Here is a 22,317-nt window from a genome sequence, read left to right as displayed (position 1 = left end):
TCCGCCCTCCGGCGGGATCCTGGTTTCACGTGAAACATCGACCGTCCGAACAGGAGGCAGCGATGTCCGAACGCCCCACCGGGACAGGGGACGGCACCCGAAGCGTGCACGCTGGCAGGCCACCCGCCGAGCCGTACGCCCCGTCGCTACCGGGTCCGACCTTCGCGGCGCACTACCACCTGCCCGGCGAGGCGGTCGGCCCCTACACCTACGGCCGTGACGACAACCCGACCTGGAGCCGTCTGGAAGAGGCGATCTGCGGGTTGGAGTCGCCGGAAGCCCCGGCGGAGACGGTCGCCTTCGCCTCCGGAATGGCCGCGGTATCGGCGGTGCTCCTCTCCCAGGTGTGTTCCGGGGACACGGTGGTACTGCCCTCCGACTGCTACCAGACAACCCGTGCGCTGCGACAGCGGCTTGAGTCGTACGGCGTCCGGGTACGGCTGGCGCCAACGGCAGGCGATGCCCAACTGGACGCCCTGGACGGCGCGCGGCTGCTGTGGATCGAGACGCCCTCCAACCCCGGCCTGGACGTCTGCGACATCCGGCGGCTCGCGGACGCCGCGCACTCGGTCGGCGCCCTGGTCGCAGTCGACAACACGCTGGCCACACCGCTGGGCCAGCGGCCCCTGGAACTGGGTGCGGACTTCGCGGTGGCCAGCGGCACCAAGGCGCTGACCGGCCACGGAGACCTGCTGCTTGGCTATGTGACCGCACGGGACCCACGGTTGGCGGCGTCAGTGCGGCTGTGGCGCAAGACCGTGGGCGCGATCCCCGGCCCGATGGAGGCATGGCTGGCCCACCGCTCCCTGGCGACGCTCCATCTGCGGGTCGCCCAGCAGCAGCGCAACGCGCTCGCGCTGGCCAACGCCCTGGGCCAGCGCGAGGAGGTGACCGGGCTGCGCTACCCCGGGCTGCCGACCGACCCGGCACACCAGGTGGCGGCGCGGCAGATGCGCAACTTCGGGCCCGTGGTGTCCTTCGTCCTGCCCGATCGCGAGCACGCCGACCGCTTCCTCGCCGCACTGCGACTGGCCGGGGAGGCGACCAGCTTCGGCTCGGTGCTCAGCACCGCGGAGCGCCGGGCCCGTTGGGGAGGAGACACGGTTCCGGAGGGGTTCATCCGGTTCTCCGTCGGCGTGGAGGACACGCAGGACATCGTGGCCGACGTGCTCCAGGCACTGAACGCGGCGCGTTAGCCGCGCGGAACCCCCACACCGCGGCGGGCTCAGAAGGCGAACACCCCTCCGGTCTGCCGGGCGGCCACGCAACTGTTCACGTACGTCCGCCGGAACCGGACCGGCCTGCCCCACCAGTGACCGTGCGCCCTGACCGTCACCGGGTCCACGACCATCGGACACAGCCGCGTCGCCCGCCGCAACCGTCTGAAGTGCCCACGCGCGTCCTCCAGCGCCGTGCAGGCCGCCTGGGGGGACGGATGCGTACCGCCGGCGGGCCCGCACAGCAGCAGGACCCTGGTGGGCGCGCTGCGGCCGTGGCGGTGGTGCCGGTGTTCGATGCTGAGCTTCAGCACCGCGCGGGCGGCGGGCTCGGCGGCGACCGGAGCCGCCGCGAGCGGAGCCAGCACGGCGGACAAGGCCAGCGCCAGCGGAACGATTCGGCGGGCGATGGTGCCCATGGGGTCTCCTCTGCTTCGGGGACAGCTCACCGAAGCAATAGCGAGTCCACGAACCACTCTCCGTGATCGTCACTCGCATGGCGGCGTGTCGGCCGAAGCCGGGAACAGCGGCGCGGCCCCGGGGCCGCGTCCGGCCCGGTAGCGGCGCGTAACGGGAACGGGCGGTCAGAGCCTCCCCCCTCGTGGCTCCGACCGCCCTGCCCCTCGGCGCGAAGTAGCGCCCCCACAAGGTTAGTTGACTCTGCGTCAGTGTCCAATCACAGTTATAGAGCGTGCCCATCGACATATTTATCGTTGCCGATTCGCCAGGCAAACGCCTCCTGCATACGCACCGAACAAGGAGCACCCATGGATCTGGCCCTGTTGCGCACCTTCGTCGCTGTGCACCGGGCCGGGTCGTTCACCAGGGCCGCGCAGCTCCTGGGGCTCTCCCAGCCCGCGGTGACCGGGCAGATCCGCAGCCTTGAACGCCAGTTGGGCCGCCAGTTGTTCCTCCGTCTACCGCGCGGCGTCGCCGCCACCACCGTGGGGGACGAGCTCGCGCACAAGGTGGCGCCCCACCTCGACGCACTCCGCGAGATCGCCGAGAGCGAGCTGGACGGCGCGGCACAGGACCGTACGCTGCACCTCGCCGGTCCCACAGAGTTCACGGCGCTACGGGTGCTGCCCGCGCTGGCGCCGCTCGCCGGGGAGAGCTTCGCCCTGCGGGTCGCACACAGCTGCGGGGACGAGGCGCTGGCCGGCCTCGCGGAGGGGCGGCACGATCTGGTCGTCGGCACCACCCGGCCACGGGCCCGGCTGCTGCACGCCACGCCGCTGTGGGACGAGGAACAGGTGCTGGTCACCGCGCCGCGATGGGCGGAACATATCGGCGCGCTCCTCACGACGCCCGCGCCCACACCGCTGCGGGCACCGGCGTCCGAGCCCACCGCGGAACTGGTGGAAGCGCTCGACAGCGTTCCGCTCGTCGGCTACGAGGAGGATCTCCCGCTGCTGGTCGGCTACTGGGCGGAGGTGTTCGGCGGCAAACCGGTCGCCGACGCCACCGTGGTCGTACCGGACCTGAGAGCGGTGCTGGAGTGCGTACGGTCGGGCGCCGGGATGGCCGTGCTGCCGCGCTATCTGTGCGCCGCCGCGATCGCCGCCGGTGAGGTCGTCCCGGTACTCGAACCGCGGATTCCACCGCTGCGCACCTACTACCTGGTGGTCCGCGCGGGCACCCTCGCCCTGCCGCACCTGGCCCGCGCGCACGAGCGGCTGCTCAACGCCGCCGCCGAGTGGTGACCGCCGGAGCCCTTGGAATCTCGCACTCCGATTCGCCCCGGCCAAGGCGTTTCACCACCGCCGAGGTGCGGCATTTTTCCTCCATGGCAGCGGACAGCCCAGATCCCGCCGCCCGGCCGGTGGTCAAACGCACCGCACGGGCGATCCTCCTCGACGGCGACCACCTCCTGCTGATCAAGCGCACCAAGCCGGGTGAGCCGCCGTACTGGATCACTCCCGGCGGTGGAGTGGAGCCCGAGGACGCCACGGTGGTCGACGCCCTGCACCGCGAGGTCGACGAGGAACTCGGCGCCAAGGTGACGGATGTCGTTCCGGCCTTCGTGGACACCGTCGAACACGTTCGTGAGGACGGCGTGCGCGGGGTGAAGGTGCAGCACTTCTTCGTCTGCCGACTGGCCTCGATGGACCTGTCCCGACGGCACGGCCCCGAGGTGGACGAGCCATGTGGAACGTACGAGGTCGTCCGTGTCCCGTTCACCCGCGAGGGCGTGGTGTCCGTCGACGTGGTCCCGCCCTCGCTGCGCGGCTACCTCGACGCGAACATCGAGGGCGTCCGGGCACTGCTCGCCAACGACCTCGGGTGAGCGGACCTCAGCCGAACCACTCGAATCCGCCCTGCTGGTCGGCGCCCCCAGCACCGCACGGCTCGGTGGCCACCCGCTGCCGTGCCTCGGCGGCGGCGCCGAAATAGTCCCCGCCCTTGCGTTTGACGTCGTCCGTGCCCCAAACCTGTTCGCCGTCGCCATAGGCGCCGGTTCGTGGCGCCTTGACCAGTCGCGGAATGTGCTTGGAGCAGTGGATGTACGCCTCCACGACCGCCACCTCCACCCACACCTGCGGACGCCGCCCCGGCACCGGGTCGACCGGCAGATCAGGGTGGGTGGCGCGCATAAGATCGTCGGGGACCAGCCGGGCGCGACCGTTGACGTGCAGACCGATGCGGTCCCGGGAGAAGTCGATCATCAGGATCCCGACATGCGGGTTCTGCCGGATGTTGCCCAGCGAGGCCATCACGCCGTTGCCCCGGTACTCGGGGTACGTGAGCGTCCGGTCGTCCAGCACCCGGATGAACCCCGGCGGTCCCGCGCGGAACGAGCTGTCGCACTCGCCGTCGCGGTCCGCCGTGGACAGGAACAGCATCTCCTGCCGCGCCGTGAACTCCCGCATCCGCGCGTTGAGTCGGTCGCGGACCTGCTCCCGGTAGAAACGGTCGGCACGCTCCACCGTGCCGAGTTCCCGCTGGATCTGGTGCTCACCATCGCTACCAGGCCGTCGCGCGGCGAACGTCAAGTCAAGAGGATCTTGGTTCAACGTTTCTCCCGAGATGTGTTGAACGCCTTGTCGGACACCGTGAGTTGAGCACGCCGCTCGTTCAGTGCCCTGCCGCTCCGACCAGCTCCGCCACCGAGTCATGACGTATGCGGTGTGCGGGCATGCCGATACCCACCAGCGCGTCGACGCTGCTGCGGATCATCCCGGCCGGGCCGGACAGATACGCGTCGAACGAGTGCCATGGACCGCACCGCGACACCACCTCGGACAGCGGCCCGGTCAGCCCGCCGGACGGCCCCTCGGAGACCACCGGGCGCACCGAGAGCCACGAGTGCTCCTGCTCAAGCCGGAGCATGGTGTCCAGGTCGTAGAGGTCATGGCCGCTGCGGGCGCCGTAGAAGACCTCGACCGCGCGTCTGCGGCCGTGCTCCGCCACGTCCTCGACCAGCGCCTTGATCGGCGCGATGCCGGTACCGCCGCCCAGGCACAGCAGCCCGTTGTCAGTGCCGTGGTCCACAATCATGGAACCGGCGGGAGGACCGAGCCGGATCACGTCACCGGGGCGGGCACGGTTGACGAGAGCCGAGCTGACCCATCCGGCCGGTACGGCCTTGATGTGGAAGGACAGCAGTCCGTCCGGGCGCGGGGCGGAGGCGAACGAGTAGTGCCGCCACACCCGCGGCCACCACGGCGTCTCCACACTGGTGTACTGCCCGGCGAGAAAGGGGTACGGCTGGTCGGGGCGGACGGTGACGACGGCGATGTCCTTGGTGCGCCGCTCATGGTTGACGACCTCCGCCTGCCACCACGGCGGTGAGGTCAGCTCCGCGGCGGCCGCGGCGTCGATCATGATCTGCGAGATGGCGGTGTAGGCGCGCACCCAGGCGGCTTCCACCTCCTCGTTCCAGACATCGGACGCGTAGCGGGCGAGCGCGCCGAGCAGGCACTCGCCGACCGCGGGGTAGTGCTCGGGCCTGGTGCCGTACTTGCGGTGCCCGCGACCGAGGTTGGAGAGGTACTCGGTGAGCGTGTCGGCGTCGTCCACGTGCTTGGCGGCGGTCAGCAGCGCCTTGAACAGCCGGTCGCGCTGCGCGTCCATCGCCGCTGGGAACAGGTCGCGCAGCTCGGGATGGCCCAGGAACAGCAGCGCGTAGAAGTACGAGGTGGTCTTGTCCGCGACGGGCTCGATGGCATCCATCGTGCGACGGATGAGCACGGCGTCGGCGGACGAGGTCGCGTCCTTGGCGGTCGCCCGCGGCGCGGGGACAGTGGTACGCGTGGGCTCGCCCCGCGACGCGGGGGGTTCCGGCGCCGTGGGCCGGGGTGCGGCGGACGGCCTTGCAGTGACGGGGGGTTGAGGCTCGGGTGCCGCGGAGTGCCGTGCTTCGGTGGCGGGTTGGCGCGCGGCCGGTCCGCCGGGCTCCCACTGAGCCCCTTCTTGCGGGGCCGTCGGCTGCTGCGGCGCCGTGAACTGCCGTGCCGCGGCGGATGGTTCGGCCGCAGTGGCACCGGAAGAACGCGGAGCGTGGACGCCGGGCACCGGCGGAGTGCTCCCCCACGTGGCGGACGGCTCCGGCGTCCGGGCCTCGGCGGCCGGTTGAGGCGCCTCGGTGCTCGGGTTCGTGGGCGAGGGCCGCTGGTGTTCGGTGGGGTTGGCCGGTGAGGGGTCGAACCAGGAGCCTTCGGACTGAGGCGGCGTCTCTCGGCGCCCTGCGTGCGGGGCGACAGCGCCCATCTGCCGTCCCATGGCGTCGGATTGCGCGCCGCGCTGCTGGGGCACCGTGTCCGGGCGGCCGCTCCACGTGGCTTCCGCCGCTTCCTCGGCCGACCTCGCGGGCTGCCGGGGCCGGGTCGGCAGCCCCGGACGGGTGGCCTCCGCCGGAGGCGGAACGTCCCGCTCCGTACCCCATCGCGCACCGGGAGCCAGGTCCTGACCGCCGGGCTCGCTTCGCCGGGGGCTGCTCCCCACCGGCCGTATCGCCGTCGGGGCACGGCTGGGTATGCCGGCACCGCCGCCGTCGGCCGACCGCTGGTGCGGGTCGGCCTCTCCCTGGCCGGAGTTGGAAAAGTCGCCGGTGTCGGGATCGCCATTGGCCGGATCGTCCGTGGAGTGCGGCTTCGCCGGGGCGAACCAGTCCCAATCGCCCTGGTTATCCGACCTCGATGCGGCGGAAGCGGCGTTCGCCTCGCCAGTTCGACCCTTGGCGTATCCGCTATCGGAACCGGGCCCCCGATCGGCCGAACTGCTGGTCAGAGCGTCCATGGTCTGCCTCGAACATCTCCCGGTCGGTTTTCATACGTCACAATCGAAACGCCGCAGGCGGCGTTCCGGCTGTCCCCCATTCAATATCCGCATTCCGCCGCTCCGCCGCTTCCCGCTGGGCCGCGCCACAGTACCGGCGGAGCGGACGCGCCGCACCAGCCCCCAACGTGGCCGTCGGCGGCCGGTCGCAACGGGGAGAGCGTGCCACGTCCCGCAGCGGCATAGGACAAATAGCCGGAAGTCCGGGTAACGGAGGGCTGTTCAGGTTAAGGTGGGTTGGCTCACGGCTTCGGCCCTGCCCTTGCTGCACATCGATTCCACCCGACGGACTCTCCGGCTTCGCGGCGGCAGGCCGCGAACGATCGCAGTCGACCATACCGGGCGGCCGGGAATCCACAAGCCCCGATACCCCCGGTGGATCCAAGTTCCGCCAATTTCCGTGATTCTGCCCACAGACGCCCGGAATTCACTTACTTAGCATCATCCCGGGTCATCAACTACTTTAGGGCGACCGCCGAGTTGCGGCACCGACTAATTACCCGTGGGTAATAATCGGCGAACCGGCGCCTTCGCGCTGGTCAGACGCCCTGTACCAACTCGTAGGCGGCACGCAGGTCCTGACCGGCATACGAGAACGTGGCGAGCCCGCTCACATGATGGTCGCCGTTCACCGCCACCGAGGTCGGCACCACCGAGAACAACGCGGCGTCCGACATCGAGTCCCCGTACGCAACGCACTGCGCGCGGGTGAGTCCGTACTCCGCGCACAGCCGATCCGCGATCCGGACCTTCGACTCCGGCGCCAGTAGACCGGACACGTCCAACGGCGCGCCGCGGAAAGGAAGTTCCGGGAACCTGCCGCCGAACGCCGCGTGCGCACCCCACGCCGTAAGCCGACGGACAAAGAAGTCCGGGGAAAGCGAGATCACCGCACAGTACTCACCGCGGGCCCGGATGTCCGCCCAGACTTCACGTATACCCTCCAGCCAGGGCGCCGCCGCGAACGCGGCCGCCACCTGCGCCGCGGTCAGGCCCTGCCACAACTCGTACGCCCGCCGCGCATAGTGGGGCGAGTCGATCAGCCCGGCCAGGAAGTCGGCGTCCAGGGCATGGAACTCCTCGACCAGCCCCAGTTCCCGCGCGAGTTCCACATTCGCGGACGAGCCGTACAGAAGCGTTCCGTCCATGTCGAACAGGTGCAGCTTCGCCACCGAACCCCCTCCTGAGTGTCAGGGCACGATATCGGTGGGTCCAGCGGGTCTGCTGCCAGAGAAGACGTCGCGAATACTCCCGGTGTGCGACGCCTGGACGCGCGACCCCGGCGACGGTGGGACCATGAACCTCACCCGTCGGACGCGCCGCGCCGTCCTCGTACTCCACGTCACCGTATCCGTCGGCTGGCTCGGCCTCACTGCCGCGCTGCTCGCCCTTGGCATCGCGGGTGCCGGGAGCCGTGATCCGGCAACCGCTGCCGCCGCCTACCCGGCCATGCGGATCCTCGCCGACTGGCTTGTCACGCCGGTCAGCCTGCTCACACTGGTCAGCGGTCTGGTGCTGTCGCTCGGCACGCACTGGGGGCTGGCCCGGCACCGCTGGGTCCTCACGAAGTTCTGGCTGACGCTGGCGGCCACCGCGGCCTCGATCCTGGCGTTGCGCACCGTCATCGGGCAGGCCGCGGACGCGGCGGTGGCCGGGCTTCCGGTGCCAGCCGGCGGCCGGGACCTCGTCATCGCGCCTAGCGTGGCGCTGGCGCTGTACGTCTTCATCACCGCGATCTCGGTGACCAAGCCCTGGGGGCGCACCCGTCGCTCCACCAAGGTCCTGTCACATTCCTAACACCCCTGGGGCTAGGCCAGTTGGCTGTACTGTTCTATAAAAGCTATAGCAGAGCGACAGCGGGAGTTCGGACGTGATCCTCAGCCTCGATCTGGGCAGCGAGGTGCCGATCTACCTACAGATCCGGGACCGGATCGTGGAGGCCATCGCATCCGGTGAGCTGGTCGAGGGCGGTTCGCTGCCCTCCACCCGGCAGCTCGCGGTCGATCTGGGCATCAATTTCCACACCGTGAACAAGGCCTACGACCTGCTGCGACGGGAAGGACTGCTGCGGATCAACCGCAAGAGCGGCGCCCTGGTCCAGCGTGACGCCAGCACTGGTCCACCGGAACCCGGTTTCACCGACGAGTGGGAGACACGGCTGCGGACGCTGCTCGCCGAAGCGGTCGCGCATGGCGTCGGCGACCCGGCGGTACTGGACAGCTGCGCCTCCGTACTGGCCTCGTTCACACCAACCGCGCTCGTCGCACACGGCGCGGACCACGGGGCGAAGCAAGGAGATTCGGCGTCATGAACAGCGCAGGGCTACTGGTCGACCCGCTCCTGGGACTGGTGATCACGGCACTTGTGTGGCTCACGCCCTCGCTGACCAGCCCCACCCTGCCCTTCGGGGTACGGATCCCCGCCGCGCGCGTGAACGCCCCGGTGATCGCCGAACAGCGCGGGCGCTACCGGTGGATGGTGGGCGTCGGCGGCGCGGGAGTGATCGCGGTGTGCACCACGCTGACGGCTACTACCCACTTCGGCTTCCCCGGCATGTCGCCCCTGCTGCTTGCGGCCCTGGCCCTGGCCGCCTTCGCCCGGGCCAACAGGGCGATCGCGGCGGTCAAACGCGACGAGGATTGGTATCGCGGCCTACGCCAGGGCGTGGTGGCCGACACCTCGCTGCGCACCGAAACGGAACGCTTCCCCTGGCTCTGGTCGATCCCCGCCCTGCTGATCGTCGCGGCCACGGCCGTGACCGGCGTCGTCGTCTACCCGTCGGTGCCCGAACGCCTTCCGGTGCACTTCAACGCGGTCGGTCACGCGGACAACTACGCCACCAAGTCGATCGGCAGCGTCTTCTTCCTGGTCTTCACGCAGGCCGGGGTGACCGCGCTGCTCCTGGGGCTGTCCTGGTTCTCGTTCCGTGCCCGGCCTGAACTGGACCCGGCGCGGCCGGTCGACTCCGCGCGCAGGCACCGGCGCTTCTCGGTGCGCGCGGTGGTCTGCCTGCTGCTGCTCGCCGCCTGCGTCAATCTGTCGATGTTCGTCGCGGCCTGGTCCATGTGGCACACCGGAAGCCTGTCGCCGTTTCTCGTCCTGCTGCCGCTGCTGGTCGGTCTGCTCGTCGTGGTCGGCGTCGCACTGCGCACCGGGCAGGCGGGCAGCCGACTGCCCGCGGCGGACGGCGCGGCGCGAGAGCCGGAGACCGGCATGGTCCAGCGCGACGACGACCGTTACTGGCACGTGGCCGGATCGTTCTACGCCAACCGCACCGATCCCTCGCTAATGGTGCAGAAACGGTCCGGTTTCGGGTGGACCTTCAACTTCGGCAACCCTCGCGCACTGGTGTTGCTCGTGCTCATCGTGGGCGTTCCGCTCCTCCTGCCGCTGATCGTCCACTGACCGCCGTTCCGTCACATCACACCCACCGCCCTTGTGGTTCAGCGGTTCCCCAACTTCCCCGGAGGACAGATGCGTTGGCACAACACCGCCTGGCGGCGGCGTATCCAGGCCGCCTTACTGACCGCGGTGGCCGTCACCACCGTCGGACCGGTGGCCCAGGCGACCGCGGCCGCCCGCCCCGCGCCCCTGATAGCGGCCACCGACCGCCCGATACGGTTCACCGCCGACGACAGCACGGCGTACGGCACCGTGCACATCCCCGCCCATCGCGCGGGCCACCGGCTCGCCGCCGCCCTGCTGATCCCGGGCAGCGGCCTGACCGACCGCGACGGTGACGAACCACCCGCGTTCGCCCCGCACACCCTGGCCCTGTTCGCCGGCACCCTCGGCGACGACGGCGTGATGAGCCTGCGCTTCGACAAGTACGGCACCGGCAACACCGGCTGGGGCCGCTACCGCAACTCCGACCACATCGACATGGCCGCCTACACCCGTCAGGCCGTGGCCGCGTACGACGCCCTGCGGGCCCAGCCCGAGGCCGACCCGAACGCGCTGCTCATCGTCGGGCACAGCGAGGGCGGCCTCCAGGCCCTGCTGGTGGACCGCGCCGTACGGCAGAAGCCCGCCGGGCTTGCGCTGATCGCCCCGCAGGACACCCGGCTGCTGGACGCGGTCGACTACCAGCTCGCCGGTCAGCTGGACCAGGCCGTCGCAGCCGGCCAACTCAGCGCGCGTCCGGCGGCGTTGAACAAGGCCGGTGTACACCGGGCCATCGCGGAGTTCCGCGCCCACCACCAAGTGGGTACCTCGGGGCTGCTGCCATCCATCGCCTCCTTCCTGAAAGCCTTGTTCGGTCCGCACAACGCCGTCTTCGTCCGCAGCGACGACGCCAGCTATCCGCCGGACATCGCCCGGGGCATCGCCCACGGCACCCGTGCACTGGTCACCTGCGGCACCGCGGACGTCAATGTGCCGTGCCGCACCACCCCGCCGTTGCTCGCCGCCCTGGCCAGCGCCCGTACCACCGGTCCTGGGCTACGGGTGTTGCCCGGCCTCGACCACCTACTGCATCCGGCGGGCAGCCCGGTCAACGGCCGGACGCTCGCCCCGGCCGCGCGACGCGCCCTGCACGACTTCGTCCGCCCCTGGCGGCAGCTCACAGCGAGCTGAGGAACCCGCCCACGGCCAGGGCGTATCCGCTGGGATCGCTCTGGTGGACCGTGTGACCCGTGGGCAGCTCCACGAGCCGCGTGTTCGGACGCCGGGCCGCCATGTCCTTGGCGTGCTCGGCGTCCAGCGTGTCGCTGAACGCGCCATGGACGAGCAGCGCCGGGCAGTCGGTGGCCAACCAGTCCCCCCAGTGGTTGCCGAGGAGCCGCCGGTGAGAGGCGACCATGTCCGTCGACCGGAAGGCCAGCCCCCAGCCGTCCGCGAACTCACGTATGGAGTCCGTGAGATAGCGCGCGGCATCCCCCAGCCGTTCGACCAGCGCCGCCCTGCTCGGCGCCCGGCTGGGCCACACCAGGCAGAAGGACAGGTCGTCATCGACCACTGCTCCGATGTCCTCGATCACCAGCGCGCTGACCAGGTGTGGGTGCCGGGCGGCGAGTTGGTAGGCGTTGACCCCGCCGAGCGAGTGCCCCAGCACCACCGTGGGGCCGAGGTCGAGCCGGTCGAGCAGCGCCGCCGCGTCCTGTATGTAACCGGAGCGGGAGTAGTCCGGCCTGTCCCGCTCCCCGGACACCGGCCGGTCCGAGTGGCCGTGACCGCGCTGGTCAGGCGCGATCACGCGCCAATGCGGGGCGAGTTGCCGGGCGAGGCGGGTGAACGTACGACCCTCGCAGAAGTGCCCGTGCAGCGCGAGCAGTGGCCGCCCAGGTCCGCCGAAGTCCAGGTAGGACAGCCGGCGCCCGTGCATCTCCAGGCATCCGCGCACCGGCTCGGCCTCCCCCGCCTGAGACGGCGGCAGCTCGGACCCCAACTGCCGGGCCAGGCGGTCGCGTAGCAGCAGGTACTCCGCCCTTCTGCGTACCGGCAGGCCGGGTGGGCGCGGCACGGCCCGCCCACCGATCACGGACTCCCCCAGCCGGAACTGCTCGCGCGTCAGGTCGACCTCCGCCCCACCGGGCAGCCGGTTCCACCAGTGGTGGCCGCGCTCCTCGTCGCCGAGGCGCACCTGGCCGAGCACCATCTCGCCGCCGAACAGGTCGTGCACCACCAGCGAGGTGATGTCGCAGTGGCCCCATGCCGGATTGTCCGGCTGCCAGGGGGCACGCGCGACGTCGTCCGCCGAGCAGGTGTCAGCGGCCCAACTGGCGTGCAGCGCACGCTGGATGCGGACGAGCGTCCACGGAGTCGACGGCTTCATGTGACCAGACTGACAGGCACCACTGACAACGCCGGATGCTCGCGCGGAGCCGACGGGGATCCTGTCCGTCGGCTCCTGTCGGGCTTCCGCGATGTCGGGATCGGTCGGCCTTTATCCGGGTCATTGACGGCGAATGGAGCGGACTGACAAATCCATTGTCAGGGCCTGTGCACGGCCGGGGCGCCGGTGTAAATTCCCGGCTACCGGGCTGCGGTCCGGACCACAGGCGTTGCCGTGCCGACGGGGGGAGGCAGGTTTTCTTGGCACGGGCGCCTCACTCTACTTGCGGGTAACCCAACTCTGCGTATCGGTAAGGCCGTCCGGCACAGGAAACACCGCCGTTGACGATTGCCCTGGCATGCCCGCGATTTCCGCATTCCACCCAACACGGCAGTACAGAACGGGGAGAGGTGTCTGTCATGATCAGCAGGCGTGCACTGTTAAGAGCCGGTGCCGGTGTCGGCGCCGCGGCCGCATTCACCGCGGCAAGCGCCAGCACGGGTTCCGTATGGGCCGCCGGATCGCCGCCATGGAGCACTCTGCGGGGCAAGCTCAGCGGACGCCTCGTGCTACCCACGGATTCCGGTTACGGCCTTGCGAAACAGCTCCAGTTGGCGCAGTTCGACGCGATACGCCCGCAGGCCGTCGCCTATTGCGCCAACAGCGCCGATGTCGCGGCGTGCATACGCTTCGCGCAGGACAATTCCCTTCCGGTGGCGCCGCGCAGCGGAGGCCACAGCTACGGCGGCTATTCGACGTCGCCGGGCCTGGTCATCGACGTCTCCGGGCTGAACAGCGTCCAGGTCGGCCAGAACACCGTGCGGCTCGGCCCGGGCGGCCAGGGCGTGGACATCGCCGCCGCGCTGGCCGCGTACAACGTCCAGGTGTGCACCGGTACCTGCCCCACCGTATGCGTCGGCGGCTGGCTGCAGGGCGGCGGCCTCGGCCAGCAGGCCCGCAAGTTCGGCATGGGTTGCGACCGCCTGGTGTCGGCCGAGGTGGTGCTGGCCAACGGCAGCGTGGTGCGCTGCTCCAGCGACCAGCACCCGGAACTGTACTGGGCCCTGCGCGGCGGCGGTGGCGGCAACTTCGGTGTGGTCACGGAGTACGAGGTGCTGCCGACACAGGCGCCCGTGATCACCAACTACAACCTGAACTGGGACTGGTCGGACGCGGTCGACGTCATCATGGCGTGGCAGCAGTGGGTGGCCCAGGCGCCCAGGGAGTTGTCCGCGGAACTGCTCATCGAGTTCCAGACCGACAGCGCCACGGGAACCCAGCCCCTGGTGGTGGCCACCGGAGGATATCTCGGAGCGAAAGCGGACTGCGACGGTCTGCTCAACGAGCTGGTATCCGCCGTCGGTCGGCCGAACACCACTCGGGACGTCGTGGAACAGCCTTATCAGCAGGCGATGATGACGGTGTTCGGCTGCGGGGAACGCACCGTGGCGCAATGCCATCGGGTGGGGTACTCGTCCGAGGCGCAGTTGCCCAGGGACATTTGGGCAACCCAGCGGAATCTGTACTTCCATGAACCGCTGAGCCGTTCCGCGGCTTCGGAAGCGCTCACCGCATTCCTGGCAGACAACCGAGGGGGCCAATTCCGTTTCTTCGGTCTATTCGCCTACGGCGGAAAGATCAACGACGTGGCGCCCACGGCCACCGCGTTCGTCCACCGCGACGCACTGTTCGCCGCGGGCTATCAGATCGGCCTTACCCAGCCGAATCCCGCCCAGGCCGACATCGATTCCGCCCAGGGCTGGGTGAACCACGGCTATACGACGCTTGACCCGTATTCGAACCACGAGTCCTTCCAGAACTACATGGACCCGGCTCTGACCAACTGGCGCCAGGCGTACTACGGACAGAACTACGCGCGGCTACAGCACGCCAAGCGCTGCTACGACCCGTACCGCTTCTTCCACTTCGCCCAGGCCATCGACTGAACTGCCCTTCGGGGGCGGCCGGTTGGGCCGCCCCTGAGCGGGGGCGATACGACCTGTCAGACGTTCCCCGCCATGTCCACGAAGCGCGAGTAGTGGCCCTGGAAGGCGACGGTGATGGTTGCCGTGGGGCCGTTACGATGCTTGGCGACGATGAGGTCCGCCTCGCCGGCCCGGGGGGACTCCTTCTCGTAGGCGTCCTCGCGGTGCAGCAGGATGACCATGTCCGCGTCCTGCTCGATGGAGCCCGACTCACGCAGGTCCGAGACCATCGGCTTCTTGTCGGTGCGCTGCTCCGGGCCACGGTTGAGCTGGGAGAGGGCGATGACCGGGACCTCCAGCTCCTTGGCGAGCAGCTTGAGGTTCCGGGACATCTCCGAGACCTCCTGCTGACGGCTCTCGGGTCGGCGTGAGCCGCCGGACTGCATCAGCTGGAGGTAGTCGATGACGATCAGCCGCAGGTCGTTGCGCTGCTTGAGGCGACGGCACTTGGCGCGGATCTCCATCATCGACAGGTTGGGCGAGTCGTCGATGTACAGCGGCCCGGCCGAGACCTCCGGCATGCGGCGGGCCAGCCGGGTCCAGTCGTCGTCGGTCATGTTGCCGGAGCGCATGTGGTGTAGCGCGACGCGCGCCTCCGCGGACAGCAGACGCATCGCGATCTCGTTGCGGCCCATCTCAAGGGAGAAGAAGACGCTGGGCAGGCCGTACTGGATGGAGCAGGAACGGGCGAAGTCCAGCGCCAGGGTGCTCTTACCCATCGCGGGACGCGCGGCGACCACGATCATCTGGCCGGGGTGCAGGCCGTTGGTGAGCGCGTCGAGATCGGTGAAGCCGGTGGGGACACCGGTCATCTGTCCGCTGCGGGAGCCGATCGCCTCGATCTCGTCGAGGGCGCCCTCCATGATCTCGCTCAGCGGAAGGTAGTCCTCCGAGGTGCGCTGCTCGGTGACGGCGTAGATCTCGGCCTGGGCGCGGTTGACGATCTCGTCGACGTCGCCGTCCGCGGCGTACCCCATCTGCGTGATGCGGGTGCCCGCCTCGACCAGGCGGCGCAGCACCGCTCGCTCATGGACGATCTCGGCGTAGTACTCGGCGTTGGCGGCGGTGGGGACCGCGTTGACCAACGTGTGCAGATAGGCGGCGCCGCCGACGCGGGTGATCTCACCGCGCTTGGTCAGTTCGGCGGCGAGGGTGATGGGGTCGGCGGGCTCGCCCCTGGCGTAGAGGTCGAGGATCGCTGTGTAGATGGTCTCGTGCGCCGGGCGGTAGAAGTCCGCGGCCTTGAGCACCTCGACCACATCGGCGATGGCGTCCTTGGAGAGCAGCATGCCGCCGAGCACCGACTGCTCGGCGTCGAGGTCTTGCGGGGGGACCCGCTCGAATCCGCCCTCCGACCAGCCGCCGCGGTCCCGCCCGTTGTCCCTCGACCCGCCGTCGCGACCGCCGCCGTCCCGGTCGGAACGGCGGTACCGGGCCGCCGGGAGTCGGTCGCCGGGGCCGTCCGGGAACGGCGGATCAATGGGCGGCGCGTCCCCCCAGTGGTCGTCCGCGGGCTCGGGCTGGCTCACCCCCGCCACCTCCTCCCGGTCCTTCGGACCCCGATCCGTGCCCCTCTTTCTTACGGCACGGCTCTGACAAAAAAGACACGCGACTCCGCTTGCGGCGCGTCGAGTGCGAGGACCGGACGGAAGGCGGGTGCCGGACTACGGTAGGGCCACAGCCCCCGTCAGCCAAGATGGTTATCCACAGGCCATGTGGATGAACGGCGAGAGCCTGTGGAGAAGCCCGCCAAACCTGTGTACAGGGCGGGGGAAAGCGCTGTGGACAAGACCCCCACACCTTGACCGCAGTGCCTCTGACCTGCACGTTCGTCATCCACTGGCTGTGCAGGAGAAAAACTTTCCCGGTTGGCGCAAGATCACGACAAACGGCGCGGACCTGATCACTCAGCGCCACCAGTGGTAATGGCCACAAGCCCGTTGTGTCTATTACCTGTGGAAGATTATCCTAAGCCTGTGAAATCGGCCTCCGAGAGACCCACGACCGCCTCGCGGGAGCGCTCCGGTGCCCCCGCGCGGCGCCCGACCCGCCTCCCGAAGGACGTCAGGCGACACCATGACCGCGAGATCGTCGCTCTTGCGCTGCCCGCCTTCGGCGCGCTGGTCGCCGAGCCCCTCTTCGTGATGGTGGACAGCGCCATCGTGGGCCATCTCGGAACCCGGCAGCTGGCCGGTCTCGGCGTGGCTGCCGCCCTGCTGAACACCGCGGTCAACGTTTTCGTCTTCCTGGCGTACGCCACCACGGCCGCCGTCGCCCGCCGCGTCGGCGCCGCGGATCTGCGGGCCGCGATCCGCCAGGGCGTCGACGGCATCTGGCTGGCGCTACTGCTCGGCGCGGCCGTGATCGCGGTCGTCGTCCCTACTGCCCCGATGCTGGCGAGCCTGTTCGGCGCTTCCGGCGACGCGACCTCGTACGCCGTCACCTATCTGCGCATCAGTTCGCTGGGCATTCCCGCGATGCTCGTGGTGCTGGCCGCCACCGGCGTACTGCGCGGACTGCACGACACCCGCACCCCGCTCGTGGTGGCCGTCGCGGGCTTCGCCGCCAACGCCGGGCTCAACGCCGGACTGGTCTACGGCGCCGGGCTCGGCATCGCCGGATCCGCCTGGGGCACCGTGATCGCCCAGTTCGCTATGGCGTCCGCCTACCTCACCGTCGTCGTGCGCGCCGCGAAACGGCATGGCGCGCCACTGCGGCCGGACGCGGCGGGGATCCGTGCCTGCGCGACCGCCGGTGTACCGCTGCTGGTCCGCACCCTGAGCCTGCGGGCCATCCTCATGATCGCCACCGCGGTCGCCGCCCGGCTCGGCGACGCCGAGGTCGCCGCGCACCAGATCCTGCTCACCCTGTGGAGCCTGCTGGCCTTCGCGCTGGACGCCATCGCCATCGCGGGCCAGGCGATCATCGGGCGCTATCTGGGCGCCGAGGACGCGGCGGGCGCCAGGGCCGCCTGCCGCCGCATGGTGCAGTGGGGGATCGCCTCCGGCATTCTGCTCGGGGTGCTGGTGGCCGTCTCCCGGCCGCTGTTCATCCCGCTGTTCACCAGCGACTCCGTGGTGCGTGCCCAACTACTGTCCGCGCTGCTGGTGGTCGCGGTCACCCAGCCGGTGTCGGGCATCGTCTTCGTGCTCGACGGTGTGCTGATGGGCGCGGGCGACGGTCCGTATCTGGCCTGGGCCATGCTCGGAACGCTCGCCGTCTTCGTACCCGCCGCGCTGGCGGTGCCCGCGCTCGGCGGCGGACTGACCGCGCTGTGGTGGGCCATGGGCCTGTTCCTGGTGACCCGCCTGGTGTTCCTGTGGCTTCGGGCACGCTCCGGAAGCTGGCTGGTGACCGGGGCGGTACGCGCCTGACGGCCAGCAGGTGCTGTTTCACGTGAAACAGCGTGGCGGCTGCCGACGGTTTCACGTGAAACATCAAAGCCGAAGGGCCGGCACCCCAGCGGGATGCCGACCCTTCGTAGTGACTCGCGCGAAGCGCGTCAGGCAGCGACGACCTCGAGGTCGAGCTTGACCGAGACCTCCGCGTGGAGGCTGACGGTCACCTGGTGCGAACCGACGGTCTTGATCGGCGCGACCAGCGCGACGCGGCGCTTGTCGACGGCCGGACCGCCAGCGTTCTTGATCGCACCGGCGATGTCGGCCGGGGTGACGGAGCCGAACAGACGGCCCGAGTCACCGGCGCGGGTCGCCAGCTTGATCTTGACGGCTTCCAGCTGGGCCTTGACCTCGTTGGCCTGCTCCAGCGTGGCGATCTCACGGATCCGACGCGCACGGCGGATCTGCTCGACGTCCTTCTCGCCACCCTTGGTCCAGCGGATCGCGAAACCACGCGGGACCAGGTAGTTGCGGGCGTAGCCGTCCTTGACCTCGACGACATCGCCGGCGGCGCCGAGGCCGCTGACCTCATTGGTGAGGATGATCTTCATGCTTCGGTCACCCTCTCTCAGCGAGCAGTCGAGGTGTAGGGCAGCAGCGCCATCTCACGGCTGTTCTTCACGGCCGTGGCAACGTCACGCTGGTGCTGGGTGCAGTTGCCGGTAACCCGGCGGGCACGGATCTTGCCGCGGTCGGAGATGAACTTCCGCAGCAGGTTCGTGTCCTTGTAGTCGACGTAGGTGACCTTGTCCTTGCAGAACGCGCAGACCTTCTTCTTCGGCTTGCGCGGGGGCGGCTTAGCCATTGTCTTTCTCCACTGTGATCAAGAAGTAGTTACTCGTCGCCCTTGACCCTCGTCGGGCTTAGAAGGGCGGCTCGTCCGAGTAGCCGCCACCGGAGCTTCCACCCCAGTTGCCACCGCCGCTCTGGCCCTGGCCCTGGCCCTGGCCCTGGCCGCCGGCCGGGGCGCTGGTCGCCCACGGGTCGTCGGCCGGTGCGCCGCTGGGACCGCCCTGCGGGCCGCCCCAGCCGCCGCCACCCTGACCGCCGCCGCCGTAGCCGCCCTGGCCGCCGCGACCGGCGGTCTTGGTGACCTTGGCGGTCGCGTTGCGCAGGGAGGCGCCGACCTCATCGACGTCCAGCTCGTAGACCGTCCGCTTGACGCCCTCACGGTCCTCGTAGGACCGCTGCTTCAGACGGCCCTGCACGATGACGCGCATGCCGCGCTGGAGCGACTCGGCCACGTTCTCCGCCGCCTGCCGCCAGACCGAGCACGTGAGGAAGAGGCTCTCGCCGTCCTTCCACTCGTTGGTCTGCCGGTCGAAGGTGCGGGGGGTGGACGCGACACGGAACTTCGCGACCGCCGCACCGGACGGGGTGAAGCGCAGCTCGGGGTCGTCGACAAGATTGCCGACGACCGTGATGACGGTCTCGCCTGCCATGGTGGGTGACCTCTCGGCGGGTGTGCTGTGCTGCTGGCTGCTCGGTAGCCGTACTCAGCTCTGGCGCTTAGGCGCTCAGTGCATTTCCGGACGGAGGACCTTGGTCCGAAGAACCGACTCGTTCAGGTTGAGCTGACGGTCGAGCTCCTTGACGACCGCGGGCTCAGCGTTGATGTCGAGGACGGTGTAGATACCCTCGGGCTTCTTCTTGATCTCGTAGGCGAGACGACGACGGCCCCAGGTGTCGACCTTCTCCACCTTGCCGTTGCCCTCGCGGACGACGCCAAGGAAGTTCTCGATCAGGGGGGCGACGGCGCGCTCCTCAAGATCGGGGTCGAGGATGACCATCACCTCGTAGTGACGCATGGTGGAACCCACCTCCTTTGGACTCAGCGGCCACGGCGTTTCCGTGGCAGGAGGGTTTGCGTTGCGTCGCATCGGTGACGCGGACCCCGGGATCCGGCTGGGAGTGCCGGGCGGGACCACACAGACACCGGTGCAGACGGTACACACTACCCGCACACCACCGTCCGCTTGAAATCGCGCGGGGAACCGGGACAATCTGTACACGACGGTTTGCATGGCGCCACCAGTGCGCCACCATCCGCTCACGGAGGTGCCCCATGGCACAGACCTTCCGGCCGCATGGCGTCCTCGCCATCCTCAACACCGACGGCAAGGCCCATCCCAAGGAGAACTCCTTCGTCGCCGTCACCGCGGTGCTCGGCGCGATCGCGATCATCACGTCGATCTTCAGCAGCCTCCACCTGCTCACCTCATGGACCGGCCTGGCGGGGATCTTCACCGGCGCCTACGGCCAGTTCATCTCGGCCACCACGGCCGAGCGCTTCGTCCTGGTGCTCAGCCTCGGCGCGTCCGCGATCGGGTTCTTCCTGGGCGTGGCGCACGGCGGGCTCTGGGGCGGCATCTAGCACCCTTCCGACCGGTCACAGGTCGGGGTCTTGCCCTCGCGCAGTAGGCTTCGCCGGGAAAGCCCGGTAGAACCTGCAGCGATGGGGAGCGCCCCGAATGAGCCTGACCCTGAGGACGATCAGCCGAGAGCAGCATCTGGCCTACATCCAGAGCCTGCCCGCGGCGAGCCACATGCAGGTTCCGGCCTGGGCCGACGTCAAGGCCGAATGGCGGTCCGAGAACCTCGGGTGGTTCGACAAGAGCGGTGAACTGGTCGGCGTGGGCCTGGTGCTCTACCGCCAACTCCCCAAGATCAAGCGCTACTTGGCCTACCTCCCCGAGGGCCCGGTCATCAACTGGTACGCGCCGAACCTCGAAGAGTGGCTGCAGCCGATGCTCGCCCACCTCAAGCAGCAGGGCGCGTTCTCGGTGAAGATGGGCCCGCCGGTGGTCATCCGCCGCTGGGACGCCGGAGCGATCAAGAACGGCATCTCCGACCCGGACGTCAAGCGGCTGCGCGACGTCGAGGCCACCTTCATCGAGCCGCGCGCCTTCGAGGTCGCCGACCGGCTGCGCCGCATGGGCTGGCAGCAGGGCGAGGACGGCGGCGCCGGATTCGGCGACGTGCAGCCGCGCTACGTGTTCCAGGTGCCGCTGGAGGGCCGCAGCCTGGAGGACGTCCACAAGGGCTTCAACCAGCTGTGGCGCCGCAACATCAAGAAGGCCGAGAAGGCCGGCGTCGAGGTCGTCCAGGGCGGCTACGACCAACTGCCCATCTGGCAGCAGCTGTACGAGATCACGGCCGAGCGCGACCACTTCCGGCCGCGCCCGCTGTCGTACTTCCAGCGCATGTGGACGGCCCTCAACACCGAGGACCCGAACCGGATGCGGCTGTACTTCGCGACGCACGAGGGCGAGGCGGTCGCGGCCGCCACGATGCTCATCGTCGGCGGCCACGTCTGGTACTCCTACGGCGCCTCCGCCAACCACAAGCGCGAGGTACGGCCGTCCAACGCCATGCAGTGGCGGATGCTGCGGGACGCCTACGCACTGGGCGCCAGCGTCTACGACCTGCGCGGCATCAGCGACTCGCTGGACGAGAACGACCACCTCTTCGGCCTGATCCAGTTCAAGGTCGGAACGGGTGGCCAGGCCGCCGAGTACCTGGGCGAATGGGACTTCCCGCTCAACAAGCTGCTCCACAAGGCGCTCGACATTTACATGTCGCGCCGCTGAATCCGTCCCGCCGCACACAAGGAAAGGTCCCGACCCAGCCATGGCGCTCACCCTGTACGTCGACACCGCGCGCTGGCGTGCTCACCAGAAGACCGTGGTGGACCAGTTCCCCGGCATAGTGCCAGTCTGCAAGGGCAACGGCTACGGCTTCGGCCACGAGCGGCTGGCGGACGAGACGGGCCGGCTGGGCGCCGATCTGCTGGCGGTCGGGACCACCTACGAGGCGGCCCAGATGAAGGACTGGTTCGGCGGTGACCTGCTGGTCCTGACCCCGTACCGGGTGGGCGAGGAGCCGGTGCCGCTGCCGGACCGCGTGGTGCGCTGCGTCTCCTCGGTCGAGGGGGTGCGCGCCCTGGTCGGCGCGCGCGTCGTGATCGAGGTCATGAGCACCATGCGGCGGCACGGCGTCTCCCCTGACGACCTGGCCAAGCTGCACGGCGCCATAGACGACGTACGGCTGGAGGGCTTCTCCATCCACCTGCCGCTGGACGGCGTCGAGCGCGCCATCGACCCGGTGGAGGAGGTGTTCGGCTGGATGGAGCGGCTACGCGCCGCCCGACTCCCGCTGCGCACCATGTTCGTCAGCCATGTGAGCCCGGCCCAACTCGCCCAACTGCAACAGCAGTTCCCGCAGACCCGGTTCCGCGCCCGGATCGGCACCCGGCTGTGGCTGGGCGAGCCGGCGGCGCTGGAGTACCGCGGCGCGGTGCTGGACGTCACCCGCGTCTCCCGGGGCGAGCGCTACGGCTACCGCCAGCAGAAGGCCGCCGGCGACGGGCACCTGGTGGTGGTGGCCGGTGGTACGTCGCACGGCGTGGGCCTTGAGGCGCCCAAGGCGGTGCACGGTGTGATGCCCCGGGCGAAGGGCGTGGCGCGGGCCGGTTTGGCGACCGTCAACCGGAACCTTTCGCCGTTCATCTGGGCGGGCAAGCAGCGCTGGTTCGCCGAGCCCCCGCACATGCAGGTCTCGCTGCTGTTCCTGCCCAGCGATGTCGCCCCGCCCGCGGTGGGCGACGAACTGGTGGCCCACCTGAGGAACACCACCACGCGGTCGGACCGAGTGGTCGAGCGCTGAGC

22 protein-coding genes are annotated in these 22,317 nt (G+C 69.7%); 12 read left to right on the top strand and 10 right to left on the bottom strand.

What is annotated here, in order from left to right; all coding sequences use genetic code 11:
- Positions 1 to 62: 62 nt before the first annotated feature.
- Complete coding sequence (locus O5O46_RS12550; RefSeq protein WP_269855432.1) at positions 63 to 1,196, top strand: cystathionine gamma-lyase; 1,134 nt, start codon at positions 63 to 65, stop codon at positions 1,194 to 1,196.
- Positions 1,197 to 1,225: 29 nt separating this feature from the next.
- On the opposite strand, the gene O5O46_RS12545 is transcribed toward O5O46_RS12550, so the two are convergent.
- Positions 1,226 to 1,636 carry an SSI family serine proteinase inhibitor gene (locus O5O46_RS12545; RefSeq protein WP_269855431.1) on the bottom strand — a complete coding sequence of 137 codons (411 nt, stop codon included), beginning with the start codon at positions 1,634 to 1,636 and terminating at the stop codon, positions 1,226 to 1,228.
- A gap of 348 nt (positions 1,637 to 1,984) precedes the next feature.
- Between O5O46_RS12545 and O5O46_RS12540 the strand changes: the two genes are divergently transcribed.
- Both O5O46_RS12540 and O5O46_RS12535 read left to right on the top strand, forming a co-directional pair.
- Positions 1,985 to 2,920 (top strand): LysR family transcriptional regulator, encoded by a 936-nt coding sequence (locus tag O5O46_RS12540; RefSeq protein WP_269855430.1) that lies wholly within the window; start codon positions 1,985 to 1,987, stop codon positions 2,918 to 2,920.
- Positions 2,921 to 3,003: 83 nt separating this feature from the next.
- Positions 3,004 to 3,504: an NUDIX domain-containing protein gene (locus tag O5O46_RS12535; protein ID WP_269855429.1), complete on the top strand. Its 501-nt coding sequence runs from the start codon at positions 3,004 to 3,006 to the stop codon at positions 3,502 to 3,504.
- 7 nt (positions 3,505 to 3,511) lie between these two features.
- Here O5O46_RS12535 and O5O46_RS12530 read toward each other — a convergent pair whose 3' ends face one another.
- The 3 genes from O5O46_RS12530 to O5O46_RS12520 form a co-directional block, all read right to left on the bottom strand.
- Complete coding sequence (locus O5O46_RS12530) at positions 3,512 to 4,210, bottom strand: pyridoxamine 5'-phosphate oxidase family protein (protein WP_269855428.1); 699 nt, start codon at positions 4,208 to 4,210, stop codon at positions 3,512 to 3,514.
- Positions 4,211 to 4,292: 82 nt separating this feature from the next.
- The gene (locus O5O46_RS12525; protein WP_269855573.1) at positions 4,293 to 5,939 is read right to left on the bottom strand and encodes a globin domain-containing protein; all 1,647 of its coding nucleotides are present in this window, start codon (positions 5,937 to 5,939) and stop codon (positions 4,293 to 4,295) included.
- A gap of 1,094 nt (positions 5,940 to 7,033) precedes the next feature.
- The gene (locus O5O46_RS12520; RefSeq protein ID WP_269855427.1) at positions 7,034 to 7,666 is read right to left on the bottom strand and encodes an HAD family hydrolase; all 633 of its coding nucleotides are present in this window, start codon (positions 7,664 to 7,666) and stop codon (positions 7,034 to 7,036) included.
- Positions 7,667 to 7,790: 124 nt separating this feature from the next.
- Between O5O46_RS12520 and O5O46_RS12515 the strand changes: the two genes are divergently transcribed.
- The 4 genes from O5O46_RS12515 to O5O46_RS12500 all read left to right on the top strand — a co-directional run bounded on the left by O5O46_RS12515 (position 7,791) and on the right by O5O46_RS12500 (position 11,069).
- The gene (locus O5O46_RS12515; RefSeq protein ID WP_269855426.1) at positions 7,791 to 8,291 is read left to right on the top strand and encodes a DUF2269 domain-containing protein; all 501 of its coding nucleotides are present in this window, start codon (positions 7,791 to 7,793) and stop codon (positions 8,289 to 8,291) included.
- A 73-nt stretch (positions 8,292 to 8,364) separates the two neighbouring features.
- Positions 8,365 to 8,805 (top strand): GntR family transcriptional regulator, encoded by a 441-nt coding sequence (locus O5O46_RS12510; protein ID WP_269855425.1) that lies wholly within the window; start codon positions 8,365 to 8,367, stop codon positions 8,803 to 8,805.
- Positions 8,802 to 9,899, top strand: coding sequence for a DUF1648 domain-containing protein (locus tag O5O46_RS12505; RefSeq protein ID WP_269855424.1), 1,098 nt, complete (start codon positions 8,802 to 8,804; stop codon positions 9,897 to 9,899). The genes O5O46_RS12510 and O5O46_RS12505 overlap by 4 nt, the downstream gene beginning before the upstream one ends.
- A gap of 69 nt (positions 9,900 to 9,968) precedes the next feature.
- Positions 9,969 to 11,069 carry an alpha/beta hydrolase gene (locus tag O5O46_RS12500; protein ID WP_269855423.1) on the top strand — a complete coding sequence of 367 codons (1,101 nt, stop codon included), beginning with the start codon at positions 9,969 to 9,971 and terminating at the stop codon, positions 11,067 to 11,069.
- Here the strand turns inward: O5O46_RS12500 and O5O46_RS35310 are convergent.
- Positions 11,056 to 12,267 (bottom strand): alpha/beta fold hydrolase, encoded by a 1,212-nt coding sequence (locus tag O5O46_RS35310; RefSeq protein WP_333482361.1) that lies wholly within the window; start codon positions 12,265 to 12,267, stop codon positions 11,056 to 11,058. The two genes, O5O46_RS12500 and O5O46_RS35310, sit on opposite strands and share 14 nt — an antisense overlap.
- Positions 12,268 to 12,686: 419 nt before the next feature.
- Between O5O46_RS35310 and O5O46_RS12485 the strand changes: the two genes are divergently transcribed.
- Entirely contained in the window at positions 12,687 to 14,213 is a 1,527-nt protein-coding gene (locus O5O46_RS12485) for an FAD-dependent oxidoreductase (protein ID WP_269855422.1), read from the top strand.
- Positions 14,214 to 14,269: 56 nt separating this feature from the next.
- Here the strand turns inward: O5O46_RS12485 and dnaB are convergent, their stop codons facing one another.
- Positions 14,270 to 15,781: a replicative DNA helicase gene (dnaB, locus tag O5O46_RS12480; RefSeq protein WP_391858296.1), complete on the bottom strand. Its 1,512-nt coding sequence runs from the start codon at positions 15,779 to 15,781 to the stop codon at positions 14,270 to 14,272.
- Positions 15,782 to 16,228: 447 nt separating this feature from the next.
- On the opposite strand from dnaB, the gene O5O46_RS12475 reads away from it, so the two are divergent.
- Positions 16,229 to 17,626, top strand: a complete 1,398-nt coding sequence (locus O5O46_RS12475) for an MATE family efflux transporter (RefSeq protein WP_269855421.1) — start codon at positions 16,229 to 16,231, stop codon at positions 17,624 to 17,626.
- A 128-nt stretch (positions 17,627 to 17,754) separates the two neighbouring features.
- On the opposite strand, the gene rplI is transcribed toward O5O46_RS12475, so the two are convergent.
- The 4 genes from rplI to rpsF form a co-directional block, all read right to left on the bottom strand.
- A complete protein-coding gene (rplI, locus tag O5O46_RS12470) occupies positions 17,755 to 18,201 on the bottom strand; it encodes a 50S ribosomal protein L9 (protein ID WP_269855420.1) in 447 nt (148 codons plus the stop codon).
- Between the two features lie 17 nt (positions 18,202 to 18,218).
- Positions 18,219 to 18,455, bottom strand: a complete 237-nt coding sequence (gene rpsR, locus O5O46_RS12465; RefSeq protein WP_014143881.1) for a 30S ribosomal protein S18 — start codon at positions 18,453 to 18,455, stop codon at positions 18,219 to 18,221.
- Between the two features lie 58 nt (positions 18,456 to 18,513).
- The gene (locus tag O5O46_RS12460; RefSeq protein WP_269855419.1) at positions 18,514 to 19,092 is read right to left on the bottom strand and encodes a single-stranded DNA-binding protein; all 579 of its coding nucleotides are present in this window, start codon (positions 19,090 to 19,092) and stop codon (positions 18,514 to 18,516) included.
- Positions 19,093 to 19,167: 75 nt separating this feature from the next.
- Positions 19,168 to 19,458: a 30S ribosomal protein S6 gene (gene rpsF / locus O5O46_RS12455; RefSeq protein ID WP_269855418.1), complete on the bottom strand. Its 291-nt coding sequence runs from the start codon at positions 19,456 to 19,458 to the stop codon at positions 19,168 to 19,170.
- A 257-nt stretch (positions 19,459 to 19,715) separates the two neighbouring features.
- On the opposite strand from rpsF, the gene O5O46_RS12450 reads away from it, so the two are divergent.
- From O5O46_RS12450 to O5O46_RS12440, 3 genes are all read left to right on the top strand, one after another.
- Positions 19,716 to 20,024 (top strand): hypothetical protein, encoded by a 309-nt coding sequence (locus O5O46_RS12450; RefSeq protein ID WP_269855417.1) that lies wholly within the window; start codon positions 19,716 to 19,718, stop codon positions 20,022 to 20,024.
- Between the two features lie 97 nt (positions 20,025 to 20,121).
- A complete protein-coding gene (locus O5O46_RS12445) occupies positions 20,122 to 21,240 on the top strand; it encodes a lipid II:glycine glycyltransferase FemX (RefSeq protein WP_269855416.1) in 1,119 nt (372 codons plus the stop codon).
- Between the two features lie 40 nt (positions 21,241 to 21,280).
- Positions 21,281 to 22,315: an alanine racemase gene (locus tag O5O46_RS12440; RefSeq protein ID WP_269855415.1), complete on the top strand. Its 1,035-nt coding sequence runs from the start codon at positions 21,281 to 21,283 to the stop codon at positions 22,313 to 22,315.
- Positions 22,316 to 22,317 lie beyond the last annotated feature (2 nt).

The sequence above is a fragment of the Streptomyces sp. RPT161 genome (assembly GCF_027533845.1).
GTDB lineage: Bacteria > Actinomycetota > Actinomycetes > Streptomycetales > Streptomycetaceae > Streptantibioticus_A > Streptantibioticus_A silvisoli_A.
The sequence above is the reverse complement of the archived record's forward strand: the minus strand, read 5'-3'. Positions and strand labels throughout refer to the sequence as shown.

Bases quoted from the DNA above. Each gene is read 5' to 3' on its own strand.
- O5O46_RS12550 (WP_269855432.1), top strand. From the start codon at position 63: ATGTCCGAACGCCCCACCGGGACAGGGGACGGCACCCGAAGCGTGCAC.
- O5O46_RS12545 (WP_269855431.1), bottom strand. From the start codon at position 1,636: ATGGGCACCATCGCCCGCCGAATCGTTCCGCTGGCGCTGGCCTTGTCC.
- O5O46_RS12540 (WP_269855430.1), top strand. From the start codon at position 1,985: ATGGATCTGGCCCTGTTGCGCACCTTCGTCGCTGTGCACCGGGCCGGG.
- O5O46_RS12535 (WP_269855429.1), top strand. From the start codon at position 3,004: ATGGCAGCGGACAGCCCAGATCCCGCCGCCCGGCCGGTGGTCAAACGC.
- O5O46_RS12525 (WP_269855573.1), bottom strand. From the start codon at position 5,939: ATGGGACGGCAGATGGGCGCTGTCGCCCCGCACGCAGGGCGCCGAGAG.
- O5O46_RS12515 (WP_269855426.1), top strand. From the start codon at position 7,791: ATGAACCTCACCCGTCGGACGCGCCGCGCCGTCCTCGTACTCCACGTC.
- O5O46_RS12505 (WP_269855424.1), top strand. From the start codon at position 8,802: ATGAACAGCGCAGGGCTACTGGTCGACCCGCTCCTGGGACTGGTGATC.
- O5O46_RS12500 (WP_269855423.1), top strand. From the start codon at position 9,969: ATGCGTTGGCACAACACCGCCTGGCGGCGGCGTATCCAGGCCGCCTTA.
- O5O46_RS35310 (WP_333482361.1), bottom strand. From the start codon at position 12,267: ATGAAGCCGTCGACTCCGTGGACGCTCGTCCGCATCCAGCGTGCGCTG.
- O5O46_RS12485 (WP_269855422.1), top strand. From the start codon at position 12,687: ATGATCAGCAGGCGTGCACTGTTAAGAGCCGGTGCCGGTGTCGGCGCC.
- rplI (WP_269855420.1), bottom strand. From the start codon at position 18,201: ATGAAGATCATCCTCACCAATGAGGTCAGCGGCCTCGGCGCCGCCGGC.
- rpsR (WP_014143881.1), bottom strand. From the start codon at position 18,455: ATGGCTAAGCCGCCCCCGCGCAAGCCGAAGAAGAAGGTCTGCGCGTTC.
- O5O46_RS12460 (WP_269855419.1), bottom strand. From the start codon at position 19,092: ATGGCAGGCGAGACCGTCATCACGGTCGTCGGCAATCTTGTCGACGAC.
- rpsF (WP_269855418.1), bottom strand. From the start codon at position 19,458: ATGCGTCACTACGAGGTGATGGTCATCCTCGACCCCGATCTTGAGGAG.
- O5O46_RS12450 (WP_269855417.1), top strand. From the start codon at position 19,716: ATGGCACAGACCTTCCGGCCGCATGGCGTCCTCGCCATCCTCAACACC.
- O5O46_RS12445 (WP_269855416.1), top strand. From the start codon at position 20,122: ATGAGCCTGACCCTGAGGACGATCAGCCGAGAGCAGCATCTGGCCTAC.
- O5O46_RS12440 (WP_269855415.1), top strand. From the start codon at position 21,281: ATGGCGCTCACCCTGTACGTCGACACCGCGCGCTGGCGTGCTCACCAG.